19 protein-coding genes and 1 tRNA gene are annotated in these 18,888 nt (G+C 68.9%); 4 read left to right on the top strand and 16 right to left on the bottom strand.

Annotated features, from left to right (window positions below; all coding sequences use genetic code 11):
• Positions 1-88: 88 nt before the first annotated feature.
• On the top strand, positions 89-1,051 hold the full coding sequence (locus QZ670_RS18415; RefSeq protein WP_294258238.1) for a CsgG/HfaB family protein: 963 nt from the start codon (positions 89-91) through the stop codon (positions 1,049-1,051).
• A gap of 279 nt (positions 1,052-1,330) precedes the next feature.
• Here QZ670_RS18415 and QZ670_RS18420 read toward each other — a convergent pair whose 3' ends face one another.
• From QZ670_RS18420 to pnuC, 3 genes are all read right to left on the bottom strand, one after another.
• Positions 1,331-3,610 (bottom strand): TonB-dependent receptor, encoded by a 2,280-nt coding sequence (locus QZ670_RS18420; RefSeq protein ID WP_294258241.1) that lies wholly within the window; start codon positions 3,608-3,610, stop codon positions 1,331-1,333.
• 175 nt (positions 3,611-3,785) lie between these two features.
• Positions 3,786-4,310 (bottom strand): ATP-binding protein, encoded by a 525-nt coding sequence (locus QZ670_RS18425; RefSeq protein WP_294258243.1) that lies wholly within the window; start codon positions 4,308-4,310, stop codon positions 3,786-3,788.
• Complete coding sequence (gene pnuC, locus QZ670_RS18430; protein ID WP_294258246.1) at positions 4,307-4,861, bottom strand: nicotinamide riboside transporter PnuC; 555 nt, start codon at positions 4,859-4,861, stop codon at positions 4,307-4,309. The genes QZ670_RS18425 and pnuC overlap by 4 nt, the downstream gene beginning before the upstream one ends.
• Positions 4,862-5,048: 187 nt before the next feature.
• Here pnuC and QZ670_RS18435 point away from each other — a divergent pair.
• Positions 5,049-5,125, top strand: a tRNA-Pro gene (locus tag QZ670_RS18435).
• Positions 5,126-5,212: 87 nt separating this feature from the next.
• Here the strand turns inward: QZ670_RS18435 and QZ670_RS18440 are convergent.
• The 4 genes from QZ670_RS18440 to QZ670_RS18455 all read right to left on the bottom strand — a co-directional run bounded on the left by QZ670_RS18440 (position 5,213) and on the right by QZ670_RS18455 (position 9,515).
• Positions 5,213-6,577: a 50S ribosomal protein L11 methyltransferase gene (locus QZ670_RS18440; RefSeq protein ID WP_294258249.1), complete on the bottom strand. Its 1,365-nt coding sequence runs from the start codon at positions 6,575-6,577 to the stop codon at positions 5,213-5,215.
• A gap of 312 nt (positions 6,578-6,889) precedes the next feature.
• Entirely contained in the window at positions 6,890-8,179 is a 1,290-nt protein-coding gene (locus QZ670_RS18445) for an outer membrane protein transport protein (RefSeq protein WP_294258252.1), read from the bottom strand.
• Between the two features lie 48 nt (positions 8,180-8,227).
• On the bottom strand, positions 8,228-8,635 hold the full coding sequence (locus QZ670_RS18450; protein WP_294258254.1) for a DUF2147 domain-containing protein: 408 nt from the start codon (positions 8,633-8,635) through the stop codon (positions 8,228-8,230).
• 157 nt (positions 8,636-8,792) lie between these two features.
• Entirely contained in the window at positions 8,793-9,515 is a 723-nt protein-coding gene (locus QZ670_RS18455; RefSeq protein WP_294258256.1) for a S8 family serine peptidase, read from the bottom strand.
• A gap of 133 nt (positions 9,516-9,648) precedes the next feature.
• Here QZ670_RS18455 and ybaK point away from each other — a divergent pair, with 133 nt between their 5' ends.
• Entirely contained in the window at positions 9,649-10,122 is a 474-nt protein-coding gene (ybaK, locus tag QZ670_RS18460) for a Cys-tRNA(Pro) deacylase (RefSeq protein ID WP_294258259.1), read from the top strand.
• A gap of 3 nt (positions 10,123-10,125) precedes the next feature.
• Here the strand turns inward: ybaK and QZ670_RS18465 are convergent, their stop codons facing one another.
• The 4 genes from QZ670_RS18465 to QZ670_RS18480 form a co-directional block, all read right to left on the bottom strand.
• Positions 10,126-10,713 (bottom strand): hypothetical protein, encoded by a 588-nt coding sequence (locus tag QZ670_RS18465; protein ID WP_294258260.1) that lies wholly within the window; start codon positions 10,711-10,713, stop codon positions 10,126-10,128.
• A gap of 61 nt (positions 10,714-10,774) precedes the next feature.
• Complete coding sequence (locus QZ670_RS18470) at positions 10,775-11,662, bottom strand: type II secretion system protein GspK (RefSeq protein ID WP_294258262.1); 888 nt, start codon at positions 11,660-11,662, stop codon at positions 10,775-10,777.
• On the bottom strand, positions 11,659-12,213 hold the full coding sequence (locus QZ670_RS18475; protein WP_294258264.1) for a type II secretion system protein GspJ: 555 nt from the start codon (positions 12,211-12,213) through the stop codon (positions 11,659-11,661). Before QZ670_RS18475 ends, QZ670_RS18470 begins: the two co-directional genes overlap by 4 nt.
• Positions 12,210-13,244, bottom strand: coding sequence for an ABC transporter substrate-binding protein (locus QZ670_RS18480; RefSeq protein WP_294258267.1), 1,035 nt, complete (start codon positions 13,242-13,244; stop codon positions 12,210-12,212). Before QZ670_RS18480 ends, QZ670_RS18475 begins: the two co-directional genes overlap by 4 nt.
• A gap of 56 nt (positions 13,245-13,300) precedes the next feature.
• Between QZ670_RS18480 and QZ670_RS18485 the strand changes: the two genes are divergently transcribed.
• Positions 13,301-13,960, top strand: a complete 660-nt coding sequence (locus QZ670_RS18485; RefSeq protein WP_294258269.1) for a hypothetical protein — start codon at positions 13,301-13,303, stop codon at positions 13,958-13,960.
• A 1-nt stretch (position 13,961) separates the two neighbouring features.
• Here QZ670_RS18485 and QZ670_RS18490 read toward each other — a convergent pair whose 3' ends face one another.
• The 5 genes from QZ670_RS18490 to gspL form a co-directional block, all read right to left on the bottom strand.
• Positions 13,962-14,357, bottom strand: a complete 396-nt coding sequence (locus tag QZ670_RS18490) for an endonuclease domain-containing protein (protein ID WP_294258271.1) — start codon at positions 14,355-14,357, stop codon at positions 13,962-13,964.
• 69 nt (positions 14,358-14,426) lie between these two features.
• A complete protein-coding gene (locus QZ670_RS18495; protein WP_294258272.1) occupies positions 14,427-15,653 on the bottom strand; it encodes a type II secretion system F family protein in 1,227 nt (408 codons plus the stop codon).
• Positions 15,654-15,802: 149 nt separating this feature from the next.
• On the bottom strand, positions 15,803-17,269 hold the full coding sequence (locus QZ670_RS18500; protein ID WP_294258274.1) for an ATPase, T2SS/T4P/T4SS family: 1,467 nt from the start codon (positions 17,267-17,269) through the stop codon (positions 15,803-15,805).
• Positions 17,266-17,766 (bottom strand): type II secretion system protein M, encoded by a 501-nt coding sequence (locus tag QZ670_RS18505; protein ID WP_294258276.1) that lies wholly within the window; start codon positions 17,764-17,766, stop codon positions 17,266-17,268. Before QZ670_RS18505 ends, QZ670_RS18500 begins: the two co-directional genes overlap by 4 nt.
• Positions 17,763-18,878 carry a type II secretion system protein GspL gene (gspL, locus tag QZ670_RS18510; protein WP_294258278.1) on the bottom strand — a complete coding sequence of 372 codons (1,116 nt, stop codon included), beginning with the start codon at positions 18,876-18,878 and terminating at the stop codon, positions 17,763-17,765. Before gspL ends, QZ670_RS18505 begins: the two co-directional genes overlap by 4 nt.
• Between the last annotated feature and the right edge of the window lie 10 nt (positions 18,879-18,888).

Raw genomic sequence — 18,888 nt, forward strand, 5'->3', positions numbered from 1 at the left:
CGGGGCGATCCATTCTGTTACGGACGCGGCCGGGGGGCGGTCTTTTCCCACTTCGGGCCGCCTGGTTGTACAGGGAGGTTTTAGTATCATGATGAAGCAGTTGCTCGGCGCCGCCGGGGCGATGGCGTTGTGCGTGGGCGCGGTCCCCGCGCTCGCCCAGAGCAAGCCGACCAAGACCCAGCGCACGCAGGAACAGGCGATGCAGGACGTGCCGCATTGCGCACGCAAGCTGGGCACGCTCTCGATCGTCGACGGCGACGATCCCCGCGGCTGGACGCAATATTCGCTGGCGCCGCCGCAGAAGCTGCTCAAGGTACTGGTGCAGCGTTCGGGCTGCTTCAACCTTGTCGATCGCGGCTCGGGCCTGCAGGCGGCGCAGCTCGAGCGCAACATCGGCGGCGATCTCGGCCACCAGCGCGGCGCCAATGTCGGCCAGGGCCAGATCAAGGCGGCCGACTACGTCCTCGTCGCCGAGGTGCAGGCGTCCAACCGCAACGCAAGCGGCAGCGGCGTGGCCGGTGCGGCCGGCGGCATCATCGGCGGCCCGATCGGCGGCATCCTGGGCGGGATCAAGTCGCGTAAGATGGAAGCGAACACCGTCCTCTCGCTGACCAACGTCCGCACCACCGAGACGATCTCGACGCAGGAAGGCTATGCCTCGAAGAACAGCGTCAGCTGGGGCGCCGGCGGCGGCGTCGGCTTCATCGGCGGCGGCCTGGGCGCGGTCGGCGGCGGCTATGACAATACCGATATCGGCCGCATCGTGACGCTCGCCTTCATCGATGCCTATTCGAAGATGGTCAACGAGCTCGGCCTGGTCCAGCCGGGTGATGCCGGCACCGCACAGGCGGCGCCGACCAAGACTTTCACCGCCCAGGCGCCGGTAGCGATGCGCACCCTGCCTGCCGCGACCGGCAAGGTGATCCGCACGGTGCCCGTCGGCGCGATCCTCTATCCCACCGGCAAGAAGGACGGCCTGTGGTGGGAAGTCGCCGACGAGAACGACAATGTCGGCTGGGTGCTGAACACCAAGCTTGCTCCGTCGAACTGATCGGGCGCTGGTAAAAGAAAAAGGGCCGTCGCGGAGACCCCGCGGCGGCCCTTTTCTGTTGGCGTCCCGTCCGGGAGAAGCACCACCGCGCTCGGCTACCCCCGTCGTCATCCCCGCGAAGGCGGGGATCCATTCGCACTGAGGCCACGGTTCCTGCCCCCAGCGCACAGGGCAATGGATTCCCGCCTTCGCGGGAATGACGGAGGTTTTGGACTGCGGTCTCCCCGACACGAAGGCGGAGGCCCTCCCCGAACGGGAGAGGGCCTCCGGCCTACCCGCTTACTTGAACTTGCCGCTCAGCGAGACACCGAACACGCGCGGCTCGTTGAGCACGGCGGCGCGGTAGTTCTCGATCACGCCCTTGAGGTTCATCTCGTTGGTGAGGTTGCGCACGAAGCCCGCGATCTCCCAGGCGTCGTCCGGCGCGGCATAGCCGATCTTCAGGCCCCCTTCGAAGTTGCCGTTCGCGGTGAACTCCTTGGTCTCGTAGAGCACGAAGTTCGTGTAGCCCTGCAGGTTCCAGTCGGTCGAGACGAACACCCGGCCGCTATTGGCGAGCGGCACGTCGTACCGCGCGTTGAGGCTGAGGTTGTATTCCGGCGCGTTCGGCAGCGGGTTGCCGTCGATCTTGGCCAGGAACAGCGAGCCCTGCTTGCGCAGCGGATCGAGTACGGTGCAGGTCACCGCGCCGCCGAACGCGCAGACCTGCGCCTCGAGGTTCTTGTCGTCGATCTCGCTGTGCAGCAGGCTGAGGCCCGCCTGGATCGAGAGGTTGCGCACCGGCTTCCAGTCGAGATCGGCTTCCATGCCATAGGCCTTGGCCTTGTGCGCATTGAGCAGCACGCCGTTGCCGTTCAGGTCGTTGCCGTTCAGCTGAATGTCGTCGACCGTGTAGTAGAAGCCGGACAGGTTGAAGCGCAGCGTGCGGCCGATCTGGCTCTTCAGACCCGCTTCCCACGACAGGATCTTCTCCGACGTCGCGGTGGTGAAGTCCGAGTTGAACACCGCCGAACGGCCCTGGATGGTCGGCCCACGGAAGCCCTTGGCGACGCGGGCATAGACGCTGAGATCGGGGTTGATCTCGTAGCGCGCGCTCAGGTCCCAGCTCGGCTGCGTGTCCGAGAGGCGGACATGGCGTCGGCCGGTATAGGTGACCGCATTCGCGATGGTATTTGCCGTCTTCAGCAGGTCCGTGGTCTTGGTGTCCTCGGTCACGCGGCCACCCGCGGTGATCGTCAGCTTCGGCGTAACCGCATAGCTCGCCTGGCCGAACACCGCCCAGCTGGTGTTCATGTTGTGCAGCCGCACCCAGTTGTTCGGGTTGTTCGCGGTGCCGCTGAGGAAATAGGCGCGCTGGTAGAAATCGGTGATGTCGCGCGCGTCGAAATACATCGCGCCGACCTGCCACTTGAGCGGGCGGTTGCCGTTGCTGGCGACGCGGAACTCCTCGGTCCACTGGTCGAGGCCCTTCACCCGGCCCATCGACTCGCCGAAGCCGGCATTGCCGAAATCGGCCGCCGCACCGCCATCGGTGTCGCCGCGGCTATAGCCCGACAGCGTCTCGTAGCCGGTGATCGAGGTCAGCGTCACGCCGCCCAGATCCCAGTTGATGTGCACCGAGCCGCCAGCGGTCTTGTAGTTCTGCGGGTTGTCGGCGCCCTCGTCCCAACGCGCGCTGGTGAAGTCGGCGCCGTGGATCTTGTTCGAGCCCAGGTTCAGCGCGCCGCGGCGGAACACCGTCGCGGTGCCGTCATACCAGCGGGCATGGCCCGAGGCGAGGATCGACAGCGTCTCGCTCGGCGTGGCGAGCAGCTGCAGGCGCACGTCCTTCTCGTTGAAGCCGCCGGCGGCATCCTTGCGGCCGACGCGCGTGCCGTCGGCGCTCGGGCCGGTATAGCTGTTGTCGATATAATCGTCGCGGTGCTGGTAGAGTCCCGAAACGCGGAAGGCGAGCTTGTCCTGAATGATCGGACCGCCGACGCCCGCATCGACGTTGACGCTGTTATAGCTGCCATAGCTGGCGGTGCCGCGGCCCTCGAACTGCTGCGAGGGGCGGATCGAATCGAACTTGATGATGCCGGCGGTGGTGTTGCGACCGAACAGCGAGCCCTGGGGACCGCGCAGCACTTCGATCTGGTTCACGTCGAACACCGGGTTCGACTTCATCACGACGTGCTCAAGGACGATGTCGTCCTGGATGATCGAGACCGGCTGCGACGCGCCAAGGTAGAAATCGACGTTGCCCAGACCGCGAATATAGAAGCGAGGGAAGATGCGGCCGGTCGAGGATTCGACGTACAGGCCCGGCACCTTGCCCGAGAGCGCGAGCAGCGTGTCGTCGCCGCCGGCGGTATAGTCGCGCGCCTGCGACGCCGGCAATACCGCGACCGAGAGCGGCACGTCCTGCTGGTTTTCCGGGCGACGCTCGGCAGTGACGACGATTTCGCTCAGGCCGTCATTGCCCTGCGTATCCTGGGCGAAGGCGGCGTCGGCGGTGAACAGCGCGCCAAGGGCGGCGCCGATCAGCAGGCTGCGCTTGTCGCGCGCGAGATTCAGCATTGGTTTTCCCCGAATGGATATCTTGGTCTTCTGTATGGACGGCGCGCGAGAACGCAGCCCGGCCTTTCGCCGGCTGTCCTAACGACTTGATCCGTAGTTCCCCGTTGCCGTCGGGGGCGGCGCTAGGCTTGGATTGTGAACTTCCTGTGACGGAATTCCGGCCGTTGCCGGTTCCTCAGACCTGTTGCCCAAAAGCCTCGATCGCGGCGAGCGCGGCGGCGGTGCGTGCCTCCCCTTCCCCCTGCACCAGCGCCCAGCGAACGCCGCGCCGCTCCAGTTCGGCGCGTGAGAGATCGAAGAAGCGCTGCCGCAGTTCGCGGGTGCCGAACAGCCTTGTGCCGTCCGCCACCCAAGGCAGGTCGATGTCGAACAGCAGATAGACGTCCGCCGTGCCGGCCCAAGCGTCGAACCAGGGATCGCGGGTGCCGAACAGCATGTCCGCCCACACCGCGGTCATCAACGGATCGGTGTCGAGGATCAGCGGCGGCGGGGCCGTCTCCAGCATCATCTGCGTGCCGGCGTCGTGCGTCTTGGCGATCTCGACCAGGTCGCGCATCGTGAAATCGGTGCCGCGCGCCTCGGCATATTCGCGGCCATATTCGTCGAGCACGGTGCCGCCCAGCGCCTCGGCCAGCCGCGCGGCGACGGTGGTCTTGCCCGTGCTTTCGGGGCCGTGGAGGCAGATGGTACGGGGAATCATGTGCGGGCTTTGGTCCAGTCGATCGCTCCCCACACCGAAAGCGCGAGGAAAAGGCAATACAGACCTGCAGTCAGATGCAGGCCTTTCACCAGGAACAGTGGGATGGCGAGCAGGTCCACCGTGATCCATAGCGGCCAGCACTCCCAGGCGCGGCGCGACTGGAGAATCTGCGCGACGATGCTCAGCACCGCGATCGTCCCATCCCACCAGGGATAGGCCGCATCGGTGAGCCGGTGCATCAGCGCGCCCCAGCCGAGCGCGGCGAGCGCGGCGCCCGTCGCCCAGCCGAGCCGCGCGCGGTTCGGCAGCCGCACGACCGGGACCTCGCCAGCCTCCGCCTTGGCTTGGCGCCAGTTCCACCAACCATATCCGTTGACGACAAAGTAGAAGCCCTGGAGCAGCGCGTCGCTGTACAGCCGCGCCTGGAGGAAGATCCAGGCGTAGAGCGTCACCATCGCCAGCGCGAAGGGATAGTTCCACAGGCTCCGCCGCACGACCAGCGCGACATTGGCGAGCCCCAGCAGGGTGGCGACGGCTTCGATCGGCGACATGGGGGGTGAGGCTTATCGACGGGCCGGAGGGCGGTCGAGGGGCCCAATCGGTGCGATGCGGAAAAAAAGCGCGGGTTCGTCCTTTTGCTGCAACGAACCGCTTGACGGCTCGGCCAACCCACCCTTATAGGCGCGCCTCCAAGCTCAAGCCGGTCTGCTCCCGAAAGCATCGTAGACCGGACTCCGTCGGGGAGTAGCTCAGCCTGGTAGAGCACTGTCTTCGGGAGGCAGGGGCCGGAGGTTCGAATCCTCTCTCCCCGACCATTACTTGCATTTGGGATATAGCGGGTGACCTTCGGGTCGCCCGCTGCCCCTTTTCTCTCCTTCAGCTGAAACGCGGGGCCCCGCGCCTCAGCCGCTCTCGATCGGCATCAGGATCAGCGTGATCCGGTCATGGCCAACGGCGATGTCGAGCGCCTCGCCTGCCGTGACGTCGATCGGCGCTGGGAAGCTGTGCAGCACCTGCAGCCAGCCGCCGTCGTCATAGCCGTCCGGATGGTTGTCGAAGGTCACGCCGTCCCACAGATCGATGTGCATCCACTGGACGATGCCGATCGCCCGGCCGCTGGCGGTCACCGGAATGCGCAGCCGCGCGAGCGTCGCGTCATGCTTCTTCTGGGTGAGGTCCAGCCGCACCAGTTCCAGGTCGTCGGACAATCGCTGCCAGCCGGTCATCGTGCCGTGGATCGGCAGGCGCTGCGGCGCAAAGGCAGTGAAGGCGGAGAGGTCGAACCCCGACACGTCGCCGACAAAGGCATAGTCGGCGAGGTTATCGCTGGCGACGAGGCAACCCACCGCCGTCGCCGCCCGCGGGATGACGATCGCGTCGGGTGCAAGCAGGCGGCGATGCGCGTCCTCGAAGGTATCGAGCACCTTCTCGGTCAGCAGGTCGCTCGACAGGATTTCCGAGACCAGGATGTCCGCCGGTCCATCCAGCTCGGCACCAACGGCGAGTTCGGTCGAAGGCTTCGCATGAACGGTGATGCGGTCGGCATAGCCGTTCTGCGCGACGATAGACTGCGCCATCTCGGCGATTAGCGGCTCCATCTCGCAGGCGACGACCCTGCGCGCCCCTGCCCGCGCCGCCATCAACGACAGCAGCCCGCTGCCTGCGCCGATGTCGAGCACCCGCGCGCCCGGCCCGGCTACGGCGATCGCCGCCTTGATCGCCGCCTCGAACGCATCGTTGCGCGGCACGTCGTTCATCATCGGGATGTGCCAGAAGGGCACCGCCCCAGAGCCGAGCCTGCGGACCTGGTGCTGCAGGTGCAAATTGTCCGGCTGGAGCGCGAGCGCCCGGCGGAAAAGCTGCAACGCCTCCAGATTGCGGCCGACATCCGCCAGCACCACGGCAAGGTTGCCGAGCGCGGTCGGGTTTACCGGATCGAGCGCACAGGCGCGCTCCAGCGGCGCGATGGCTTCGTCGCTGCGGCCCAGCCAGTGGAGCGTCAGGCCCTTCTCGTGCAAGGCGACGGCGTGATCGGGTTCGATCGCAAGCAGTTCGTCCCAGGCGACCAGCGCATCCTCAGGTCGCGAGAGCCGGCCGAGCAGCCCCGCGAGCAGCGGCAGGATCTCTACCGCGCGATAGCCATGCGCGAGTGCAGCGCTATAGCGCCGCTCGGCCGCCTCCAGATCCCCCTGCTCGTGCAGCGCCATCGCCTCGGCGAGCGCGGTCCGGGCCTCGGTCAGGCGATCGGGGGACTCGAGGTCGGTCACGGGAACATCCTTAAGAGCTGGTAACGATACGGGTCGCTCGGGATAGGTGTTCGCGGGCTCGGGGGATAGTCCTTCCATTAAGCCCCTCCCCTTCAGGCGCATCAGGTCGGCGCTGCCCCCGGCAGCGCCTGAACAGCGCGGGGCGCTGGTCACCTGATGCGGGGTTGGGGTGGGGGCTGTGTCGCACCGAGACCAACCTTCGTTCTGGAATCCCTCCACCCCAACCCCTCCTCCAAGGAGGAGGGGCTAGAAAGTGAAACGCCGCCGACCCATGGGCCGACGGCGTCATAATCGCTATCCTGATAGCGGTCGTCAGAACTGGACGCGGCCGCCCAGCGAGAAGACGAACGCGCGCGCATTGCGCAGTTGGCCCTGGGTCAGGATCGTCGAACCCGCCGCGATCGTCGCCTTGTCGATCGGCGCATTGGCGAAGTCGACATAGTTGGCCGCGGCATCGAGCACGATGTTCTGCGTCACCGCATAGGAACCGCCTGCGCCGAAGTTCCAGCGATTGGCATCGGGCACGCGCGCGTCGCGCTGGCCGTTCTGGGTCGGCGTGGTCGCCCGCTGGACACCCGCGCGCAGCGTCAGCGCCGGCGAGACCATGTAGTCGACGCCGCCGGCATAGCTCCAGCTCTCGCGATAATTCTCCGGGATCGCCTGGTTCAGCGGCGCGCCGAGGCGGATCGCGTCGAACTTGTCCCAGTTATAGTGCACCACCTGGCCGTTGAGCGTCAGCTTGTCGGTGGCGCGCCAGCGCAGGCCGGCGATCTGCTGGGCGGGGGTGTAGAAGTCGGCGCGCACGTCCGACAGCGCGAGGTTGCCGGTCTGCAGCGGGCCGACCAGCCCACTCACCGTCAGGTCGCCCTTGAGCTTGTGGCGGATGGCGGACTTGTAGCTGAAGCCCGCGGTCACCCGTTCGCTGTGCATCTGGAAGCCGGCGCTCCAGCCCACATCCCAGCCGTCGCCCTTCAGTTCCTGGCGGCCGTCCGGCAGGCTGGCAGCCACGTTGGGCAATGCGTTGCTGAGGCTGGCATCGGTATATTCGACATTCGCCGCGGCGCCGACACGCAGCCAGTCCGTCACCGACACGGCGATCGAGGGCTGGATGTCGACGGTGCGCAGCCGGGTGCGGTCGGCGCTGTAGCGCGCCCAGCTGCTCGACGAATAATCGGTGGTGAAGCTGTAGGGCGAGGTCACCGCCAGGCCGAGGGCGATGCGGTGGCCGAGCGGTACCGCGACGGCACCCGAGGGCAGCACGCCGTTGTTGATGGGGTTGCGGCTGGTGCTCTCGCCGCCGATCGGCGTGAAGGCCGTGCTGCCCGGGCGGCGGATCAGCGTGCCGGTGTCGACCACTTCGCCGCGCGGCAGGATCGCCGCGGCGTTGAGGTTCACTTCGATGCGCTCGGCATCGGCGATCGCGGCGGGGTTCCACCACAGCGACGCGGCGCCGGTATCGGCCACTTCGCCGGAAAAGGCCCGGCCGGCACCGCGCGCCGACTGTTCCTGCAGATAGAAGGCCTGGGCATGGGCGGCACCGGCAAAGCCGGCGCTGGCCGCCAGCGTGGTGCCGGCGGTGAGGAGGAGGTGCAGTTTCTTCATGGTTTTTCTCACGCTACTGGGATTCGGGAACGGCGCCGTGGCGCCGCGTCAGCGAACCCGGGTCCAGGTCTGGGTACGGCAGAAGGGCTTGAACACACAGCCGCGCAGCTTGAGCTGGTCGGCACCGGCCAGGGTGATGTCGGCGGTGTAGGTCTTGCCGTCCTCGGCATTGTAGATCTTGCCGCCGCTCCAATTGCCGCCATCGGCGGTGAAGCCGCTCAGGATCTGCATCCCCTTCAGCGGCCGATTGCGAAGCTGCGCGTTCGAGTTCCTGGTATCGCGCAGATCGGGATTGGTGCGCAGCGCATCCGAGGTGAGAATCCGCCCGCAGATCGACGGACCGCAGCGCTGGATCTCAACGATCGCATTGCGCGTCTGGGTCTTCCAGCGGCCCTCGACACCCTCTCCGGCTTGCGGTGCTGCTACCAGCATCGCGGCAAGCAAACTTATCCACATACTTGTTTTTCCATTATTGCATGTTCCCGCCACGGTTTAACCGTGCCGAGGACAGACCCGGCGCATGTTTACGTTCCAGCCTCTCCTGGGCCGGAACCATACCCGATCCTCAAAGTTCCGCAATAACGGCTATGTTTCCGAAAATTTCAGCCAGGCTTCAGGCGGTGCGGCGGCGGTGCGCGATCCGGCGCGCGGTCTCGATCGGTGCGGCGAAGGAGGTACCGGTGCCGGTCACCGCGCGCCCGTCCGCCAGCGTGGTCGGCACGTCGACCCCGCGCTGCCAGACATAGAGATAGCCCTGCGCCTGGGGCTCGGGCCGGTTGGTGCCGGTCCAGGGCTGGCCCGCCGCATCGAGCGCACCGACCAGCACCGCATTGGGGAAGCCCTGCCGCGCCATGGCGAGGTTGCCGGGGTGCGGCAGGCCGTTGTTGCCGGCCGCCAGCACCACTACGATCCCCGCCGATGCCGCGTCGTGCACGGCGGCGGTGATCGCCGGATCGTCGGCCAGCGCCAGCGAGATGTTGATCGCATCCACCTTGAGCGCGATCGCCTTGCGGATCGCGGCGACGATCGGCGCGGCGCTCGGCTGGCACGGCGGATTGGCGCCCGGGCGGCAGCCGGCGGGATCGTCGATCCGCAGCGACACGATCGCCACTTCGCCCGACGCCGCGCGGCTGAGGATGGTGGCGACCATCGTGCCATGGTCGTAGCGCGGGCGGAAGGCCGGGCGGTCGCCGCCCGCCATGTCGTATTCGGCGATCAGCTTGCCGTGGAGCTCGGGCGTTTCCGCCACGCCGCTGTCGATGATCGCGACGCGCGGCGCCGCTGCCGGCGTGCTTCCCGCAACCGCTGCGAACAATGCGATCCCGAGCAGACCCATGCCCACCTCCGCCCATCTTTGCCCAACCTGAGAGCACGCTAGGCGGCAAGCGTTAACAAGGACTTCATCATGCCCCAGGGCTTGCACGTAGGTCGGCCGCGTGGCACCGGCGCGGATATCGGGGAGCAGCACCATGTCCAAGGCCACCCGCGCCACGCGGATGCTCGAAACGGCGAAGATCGACTTCACCGTGCACAGCTATGCCTATGATCCCGACGCGGACGCGATCGGGCTCCAAGCGGCCGAGGCGCTGGGCGAGCCGCCCGCCCGCGTGCTCAAGACGCTGATGGCTAAGGTGGACGGCAAGCCGGTGCTGGCCATCCTGCCCTCGGACCGGCAGGTGGCGATGAAGAAGCTGGCGGCGGCGATCGGCGGCAAATCGGCCGAGATGATGAAGCCGGCGGACGCCGAACGGCTCTCCGGCTACAAGGTGGGCGGCATCAGCCCGTTCGGGCAGATGAAAGCGCTGCCCGCGGTGATCGAGGAAACCGCTGTCAGCGAACCCTATGTCTTTATAAATGGCGGGCAACGAGGATTGCAGGTGCGGCTCGCCCCGCAGGATGCCGCGACGTTACTCCGGGCAACGGTAACCGGGATCATCGCCTGAGGGTCATAGCGGCTGCGCATGCCGCGCGGTTTCCTGCAGCAGCGCGACGACATGCTCGAGCAGCGCCGGCCGCCCCTTGGGGCCCTGCACCACCGTGGCATGGACATAGGCGTGGACCTTGGCGCGCAACCGCGCCTCGGCGCGCAGCCGCATCCAGTCGCTTGTCGGACCGACCCGCCCCAGCCCGCCGGCGATCGGCAAGCCCGTCGCAGCGCCGCGCACGAGCCCGGTGAGCGCGGCGCCGCCCGCCGCCGCCCAGTCGCCCAGCTCCTCCATCATGTCGCGCATCAGGTTGACGTCGACCGGCAACGGCTGCCATTGGAGATGATGAAAGGCGATCGGCGCCAGCGCGCGATCGGCCTCCTCGATAACCCGCCGGGCGAGCGGATCGGCGACCTGCCGCACCACGGGGGCGATGCGGGTAGCGACGAAGCGGGTCTGCTCGATCAGTCCGTCGCGCCAATCGGCCTGGGAGAGATCCGCATCGAAGCTCTCGACGAGGTCTGCCGCCGCCTGCTGCAGCACCGCGCGCGCCATCGCGACGTGCAGGTCGCGCCAGCGGCGGATCTCGCCGCGACCGAACCATCGCATCAGCACCACGGGGAGCGTACTCGCATCATCGCTGCGATCAGACCAGAAAAGCCGGGCAATCTCAACGCCCGGTGCCGAAAGCGGGGACGCCCGGCGGCACCGCGGCATTGCGCCAGCGCTCGACCGGCACCGTCTCCAGCTTGCCGTCCTTGGTCCGGCGGCGCTGGATGAGCGTCGCCTCCTGCTGCGCGGTGCCGCCGATCGTCGCGCGGGTGCGCACCCAGAAGCTGCTCGACTTGAACGAGGTGCCCCAGGGCAAAGTCGCATGCTGGTCGTCGAGATCCTTGAGCGTCAGGAAGCCCTGCCGCGCGCGCACCTGCAGCAATCGGCTGGCAATCAGCGGATCCTTGAACAGCATCTGCATCAGCTCGGGCTCGGCGGCGTTGAGGTTGATCGTGGTGATGCCGGGCAGCGCGGTCACCACCTTCTCCAGCCGGTCCGCCACCTTGGGATCGAGCCCGGCGAGGCGCAGCGGCCGCAGGTCGGTCACCGGCCCTTGCAGGCGGACATATTGGATCGCCGCCACTACCTGCTCAGGCGGCATGTCGATCTCGTTGGCGATGTCCTGGAGGAGCACCACCGCGCCCGCCTCGCCGCTGCGGACCGAGTTGATGTTGAAGCGCCCCTCGGCATCGCCGATCGCGAGATCAAAGGTCCCGCCCTCGATCGGGGCGGCAGTGGCGGCGAGCTTGGCCCAGGGTTCGCGGGCATGGTCCACATCGCCCGCCGTCTCGCCGTCTCGGCGGAGTGCGACCAGCGCGGAGAGCTCGCCGCCGCGCACGATCGCCTGCGCCCGCGCCGCCTCGCGCATGCGCAAACCTCGGTCAAGCGCCAGTTCCTCGCGGTCGATCATCAGCAGCACCAGGCCGCTGGCGATGGCGACGAACATCAGGACATTGACCAGGATCATGCCGCGCTCGTCGTCGCGGATTGGGCGCGAAGGGCTCATTGCGGCTGCGGCTCCTGCGCGCGCAGCGGCAGCGTCACCACCCGGTGGAGCGCCACCGGCGTGCCGCCCGGGCCGGCAGCCTGCACGTCGAGCGCAATCGCGCGCGGCCAGCGGGCCTTTGCCTCCTTGCTGTCGTCGACCGGCCAGCGATCGATCCAGGCGCCGTCCCAGAAGCGCCACCGCGCGGTGACCACGCCCGGCAGCAGCAGTTGCGGCGCGGGGGCGGCGCGGACCAGCGTACCGGCCGCCACTGCATAGCGCACGGTCGTCGCCGTGCCGCCGGTGCCGGGCGCGCTGCGCACGAAGGAGAGCTGGTCGCCCCGCCCCTCGATCGTCCCGCTCGCCACCTGGTCGAGATCGCTGGTCAGCACGAACATCGTCCGCTGGAGCGCTGCGAGCCGATCCAGCCGCGCCTCGGTGCGCCCGTTCACCCGCAGGATGCCGTCGACCAGCGCCAGCCCGGCCACCGCGATCAGCGCGAACAGCCCCAGCGAGATCATCAATTCGATCAGCGTGAAGCCGGACTCGCCGGCTTCGGGCTGCCTGGTCACGATCCCGAACTCACCGCGACGCTGGCATAGCCGTCGCGCGAGGCGACCACGATCGCGAAGTCGCGCGCCACCGATCCGTCGGTGCGGAAGCGCACCGGGCCGGTGACGCCATGGAAGCCCTTGGCGTCGACCAACCCGTTCATGTTCAGCGCATTGGCCTCGCGCAGCTTGTTGGCGACGCCGGCCGCGTCATAGGCGAGCGCGGTGATCGTGCCCGGATCACCGCCGTTCTTGGCGGCAAAGGCCTGGGCGAAGGTGGCAAACGCGCCCGGATCGGGGCAGGCCAGCCAGGTGCCGTCGAGCGCCTCCAGCGCGTCCGGCCGGTTGTCGAGGCCCTGCAGCGTGCCGAGCAACTGCACGCCGCTGCCCTTCAGCGCGCGCGCGGCGGCGAGCACGCCCTCGCCGCTCCCCGGCAGCAGCACCGCATCGGGGGCGTCGCCGGCTTGGGGTAAAGGCTGGCCCGGCTTCACCTGGAGCACGCGGAGGGAAAGGCCGATCTCACTCTCCATCCGCCCCGCCGCAAGGCTGGCGGCGGCGCACCAGGGCGAGCCGTCGTCGATCATCACCACCGATCGCACGCCGCGTGTCCGCGCATAGCGGAGCACCGCGCTGGTCACCTGTGCGGCGGTGATGCCGAAGATCCACACGCCGGGCTGGCGCAGCACCGAATCGTTGCTGAAGGAAATGACGGGCACGCGGTTCGCCACCGTGCTGCCCACCGCGGGCACTTCGGCGGCGGTGAGCGGGCCCAGGATCAGCGCCGGATGGCGGCGCAGCGCCTCGGCGGCGGCGCGCGCAGCACCCTCTGCGGTGCCGCCGGTATCGAAGCTTAGGACATAGTCCGCGTTTTCCGCGAGCAACGCGGCCTGCTGCATGCTACGGCCCAGCCCCGCCCTCGGTCCGTCGAGCGGGAGCAACAGGGCGATCGGACGCTTGTCCTTCTTCTCGCCCGCCCATGCGTTGGAGGATAGCGATGCCGCGGATAGGACGAGGCCCGAGGGCAACAGCCGCAGCAGGGACCGACGGTCCATTGCGAACTCCGGATTCAGCGAGTGAGGCACGGCGGCGTCTTATCCTCTTCGCCGGCTTGGGCATAGGGGCCTATGCGCTGGCGATGCTGGCCACCGCACCGGCGAGCCTGCTCGTCCGAAACGTGCCCTGGCGCAGCGGCGTGGCGGGGACGATCTGGAACGGCGAAGTGGGGGTGGCCGGGGGCAGCAAGCTGGAATGGCAGCTCGCGCCGCTCCGCTCGCTGACCAGCCTGGGGTTGGCGGCCGACTGGAAGGCGACCGGGCCGGATACCGATCTCGGCGGCCGCGCGCTGGTGCATCTGGGCGGGCGCACGGTGCTGGACCATGTGAGCGGTGCAGCCGATGCCAGCCTGCTCCAGGCGATCCAGCCCGACCTGCCCTTCACCTGCCAGCTGGTGATGCAGGTGGAGATGGCGAAGATCGCGGTGCGCGGGGGAAGCCAGATGCTCGACGGCAAGGTGACCACCGATCCGGGCAGCTGCCGCCCCAAGGCGGGTGGCGGATCAACCGCGGTACCGGCGCTGCTGCTGACGGCCGAGCATGTCGGCCCGCGCACGACGATCCGGCTGACTCCGGCGACGCAGCGGCGGCAGGTGCTGCTGGACGCGGTGCTGGGCGAGGACGGCGCGCTGGACCTCGGCATGAGCAAGGACGGCGCCGCGGCGCTGCCGTTCATAGGCCTGCCCGGCGGGGCAAGGATTCAGGGCCGGATGTAACTTAGCCCTCTCCCGCCTGCGGGAGGGGGTTGGGTGAGGGTGAGTCGTGCACGCCGGGCAAGGCGGCCAGTTGCAGCCGGATCGCTTCGAGAACGCCATCGAGATTGCCCAGCACGTCGGTGTTCCAGAACCGGATCACCCGATACCCCTGCCCCTCCAGCCAAGCCGTCCGCGCCCGATCGGGCTCCTCCGCATGCTGGCTGCCATCCAGCTCGATCACGAGCCCCTTCGCTGCGCACAGGAAGTCCACCACAGACGGACCCAGCGTCGCCTGGAAGCGGATCTTGTGCCCATCGACCTGCCGGTTCCGCACCCGCGCCCGCAGCGCCCGCTCCGCATCGGTCGCTTCGCGTCGAGGGGTCCTAGCATGCGGGTTCGTCGGACGTATCGTCGGCATCTCGCTTAGCTTCCCCCTGGCACCCTCACCCAACTCTCTCCCGCAGGCGGGAGAGGGCTTTTTAGGCTTTTACACCCCCACCAGGTTGTTGAGGTTGATGATCGGCAGCAGGATCGCGAGCACCATCAGCAGCACCAGGCCGCCCATCACCAGCAGCACCAGCGGCTCGACAAGGGCAACGAGTGTCGAGACCAGCGCGTCCAGCTCGCGCTCCAGCTCGCCCGAGGCGCGGCCGAGCGCGGGCGCGAGCTTGCCCGAGCTTTCGCCCGAGGCGACGATCGCGACCAGCATCGACGGGAAGATCTCCGCCTCCTGCATTGCGGCGCGCAGGCTGATCCCCTCGCGCACCCGCATCGCCACGCCCAGCGCCTTTTCCCGGACGAAATGGTTGGGCGTCACCGCCGCGGCGGCGTGCAGCGCCTCGACCAGCGGCACCGCGCTGCCCACCAGCGTCGCCAGGCTGCCGGCGAAGCGCGCGGCGTTCATCTGTCGGCTGAAGCGGCGGAACGGGCGGCGCTCGGCGAAGAAGCGGTGGACGCGCAGGCGGTTGGCCGGCACCCGCAGCCAGCGCCCGAACCCGACGATGCCGAGCCCGATCGCGATCAGCAGATACAGGCCGAAGCCTTGCAGGAACGCGCTGATCGCGATCAGCGCGCGGGTGAGCAGCGGCAGGTCGGCCCCGCGCGAGACGAACACCTTCACGATGTCCGGCACGACATAGACCATCAGCAGCACCATCATCCCGAACGACACCAGCGCCAGCAGCGCCGGGTAGAGCAATGCCAGCTGCAGCTTTTGGCCATTGGCCTGGCGGTTCTCGACGAACTCGGCGAGGTGGTTGAGCACGTCGGTCAGCCGCCCCGAGGCTTCGCCCGCCGCGACGGAGGCGCGGTAGAATTCGGGGAACGCCTTGGGGTGCTGGGCGAGCGCGGCGGCGAAGCTGCGCCCGTCGAGGATCGCGCCGCGCACGTCGAGCAGCAGCGAGCTGACCGCCGGCTGTTCGGACTGGCTGGCGACGAGGCGCAGCGCCTCCTCGATCGCGATGTCCGAGCCGACCAGCGTCGAGATCTGCCGGGTGACGGTGGCGAGCGCGCGGGCGCTCACCCCGCCGCGGCCGAAGCGCGGCAGGGTGATGGAGCCGATCGAGCGCCCGCGCTCGGCGGCGGGTTCAACGGAAAGCGGCAGCAGCGCCTGCTCGCGCAGCAGCGCGCGGGCGGCGGCGGGGCTGGAGGCCTCGATCACGCCGCGCCTGGCGGCACCGGTGCGGTCCGCCGCGCGATAGGCGAAGGCGGGCATCTAAAATCCTCCCCGGCACGGGGAGGGGGACCGCGCGGCGCAGCCGCGGGGTGGAGGGGGGGCTCCACAAGCGAGTCCGGTGGGGATGCCCCCCTCCACCATGCTTCGCATGGTCCCCCTCCCCGTTCCGGGGAGGATCTGGGGGCAGCTCACGCCTCGTCCCTCACGACGCGGGCGACTTCCTCCACCGTGGTCACCCCGGCCTGGAGCTTCGCCACACCGTCGTCGAGCAGGCTCGGATTGTCCGCCCGCGCATGGCGCTCGATCTCCGCCTCGCTGGCGCCGTCGTGAATCAGCTTCTGGAACGCCTCGTCCACAGCCACGACCTCGTAGAGCCCCGCGCGCCCGCGATAGCCCTCCTCATGGCACTGGTCGCAGCCGACCGCGCGCCACACCGGCGAGCCGGCCGGCAGCGCACCGCCCAGCAGCAGCGAATCCGCTTCGCTCGCCACATCCTCGCGTCGGCAGACAGGGCACAGCCGCCGCACCAGCCGCTGGGCGCACAGCCCCACGACCATCGGTGCGAGCAGATAGCGCTCCACGCCCATGTCGATCAGCCGGGTCACCGATCCGACCGCGCTGTTGGTGTGGAGCGTCGACAGCACGAAGTGCCCGGTCATCGCCGAGCGGACCGCCACCTGTGCGGTCTCCTGGTCGCGGATCTCGCCGACCATGATCACGTCGGGGTCCTGGCGCAGGATCGCGCGCAGGCCGCGGGCGAAGGTCATGTCGGTGCGCGGATTGACTTGGGTCTGCGCGACGCCGGGCAGCTCATATTCGATCGGGTCCTCGACCGTCATCACGTTGCGCTTGCGATCGTTCAATCGGGTCAGCGCGGTGTAGAGCGTGGTCGTCTTGCCCGAGCCCGTAGGCCCGGTGACGAGCAGGATGCCGTGCGGCCGTTCGAGGAGCCGCCCGAACACCGCCTGGTCACGCTCGCTCATACCGAGGCCGGAAAGGTCGAGCTTCAGCGAGCCCTTCTCCAGCAGACGCAGCACCACGCGCTCGCCATGCTGGGTCGGGATGGTGGAGACGCGGGCGTCGACATCATGCCCGCCGATGCGCAGCGTCACGCGGCCGTCCTGCGGCACGCGCCGCTCGGCGATGTCGAGCTTGGCCATCACCTTGATGCGACTGACTAGCAAAGGCGCCAGCGCGCGTGGCGGCTCGATCATGTCGCGCAGCACGCCGTCGATGCGGAAGCGGACGACGAGCCGCTTTTCCTGCGTCTCGACATGCACGTCCGACGCGCCTTCCTTCACCGCCTCCAGCAGCAGCGCATTGATCAGGCGGATCACCGGCGCGTCGTCGCGGGTGTCGAGCAGGTCGTCGACGCTTGCGGCACTGTCGGCGAGGGCAGCAAGGTCCATGTCGCCCAGATCGATGTCGGCGGCGGCGCCCCCTGCCCCGCCATAGGCCTGGCCCAGCGCGGTATCGAAGGCCGCGCCTTCCAGCTTCACGAAGCGCGCGCCGGGGGCCAGCCGCTGGACCTCCAGCAAGCCGTCGAGCGGCGCATCGGCGCGGTGGACGCACTCGATCCCCTGCGGCGTCTCGCGCAGCAGCACGCCGTGGCGGCGCGCGAAACTGTAGGGCAAGGTCGGCACGTCGAGGATCATTGGCCGAGCTCCACGGTGGCGGAGACATGGCCCGGCACACCAAGTCGCTGCAGGGTGACGCTGCGGATGCGCAAGTCACTGGTCGTTGTCACGTCCGCCAGCCAATGGACGAGCGCGTCATAGCTCGCATCCGCCACGCTGGCGCGCACGCCACCGGCGATCGGCGCGGTAGTCAGGGCGACGCCGAATGCGCCTGCGGACTGGGTGGCGATCACCTCGGGCGCGCCGGTCCGCCGCTGGGGCTTGACCGAGCTGAGCGAGCCCGCCGCGCGGATGCGGGCGTTGAGCGTCTCATAGGTACGGATATCGGCCAGCGCGGCTGCCCGGGCGCCCTGAATCGGCTTCACCACCCCGTAGACCAGCACGATTGCGGCGAGGAAGACCGCGAGGCCGGCGAGCATCGCCCGCTCGCGCGGGCTGCGCGCCTGCCACCAGATGCCGGTGCGGGACAGGCCGGCGTCGACCGTCGGCAGCTGGGTGCGGAGAAAATCGCTCATGCCGCGCTCGCCGTAATACGGATCGAGCCGTCTGGCGAGGCCGTCGCTTGCCCCTGGATGCGGCCGGCCCGCAGCGCCTCGGCGATGCGTGCGGCGAGATCGGGCGCACCGGGGTCGCACTCCATCGTCAGCACGCTGCCTTCATAGCGCACGGCACGCACCGCGATGCTGCCCGCGAGCGGATTGAGCGCAGACGACAGCCGCGCCAGCAGCGGCACGAAGCGATCGGGCGCGCGTGCCCCGCCCGTCGGCAACAGGTCGGTGACCTTGGCCTTGAGATCGCCGGTGAGATCGGTGCCCGGCGCTGCCACCGAGACCAGCGCGCGGGTCTCCGCCGCCCGTCGATCTGCGATAACGCGTAGCATTAGCGCATCTCCGCCCGCGATCGCGACATGCGCCGCCGCGCCGATTCCGAGGATCCAGCCGAGCCGTCTCCAGCCGCTCGACACGCCTTCCCGCCGTGCCGCGAAGGCGCCCTGCCGGAGATCGAGCTCGGCCACCGCAACCTCTGCCCGCGCCTCGTCGTCGCGCAGATCGGGTGTCGTGGCGTGCGCCTGAAGATCGCTTCCAAGCGGCTCGCCGAGATGGTGGATGCGCGGCCGCCCGGCCGCTTCCCAGGCCGAACCGAGCAGCGCGGCGGGCAGGGCAAAGCCCGTCCCGTCCGCCGCCAGCACCAGCGCGCGCCCGTCGCGGACCTCCACCGCCCAGCCCTCCACCGGGCGCGGGAGCAGCAGCACGTCGGGGACCATCGGCGCAGCGCCCAGGCCGTTCGCCTCCGCAAGCGCGACCCATTCGGCCATCGTCTCGGCGCGCACGACGCCGACCAGATAGCGGTTGGGCGCCTCGGCCGCCGCGGTCCGCGCACCGAGTGCCAGATGGAGCGATTCGATCGGCTCGGCGACCTGGTCCTCGATCGCGAAGGGCAGCGCTGCCAGTCGCCGAGCGCGATTCGGCAACGGCAGGTCGACGGCTAGCAGCCGTACCCGCTCGGTCGGCACGAGGATGGTTGCGGGTCCCTCGGCGGAGACTATGATCAGGCGGTCGCCCGCCAGCGTCCACACACCCCCGGCGTGCGGCGGCGGCAGGTCCGGCGTTCGGGCGCCGTGTGTCACAGAAGCTTCA

The sequence above is a fragment of the uncultured Sphingomonas sp. genome (assembly GCF_913774285.1).
GTDB lineage: Bacteria > Pseudomonadota > Alphaproteobacteria > Sphingomonadales > Sphingomonadaceae > Sphingomonas.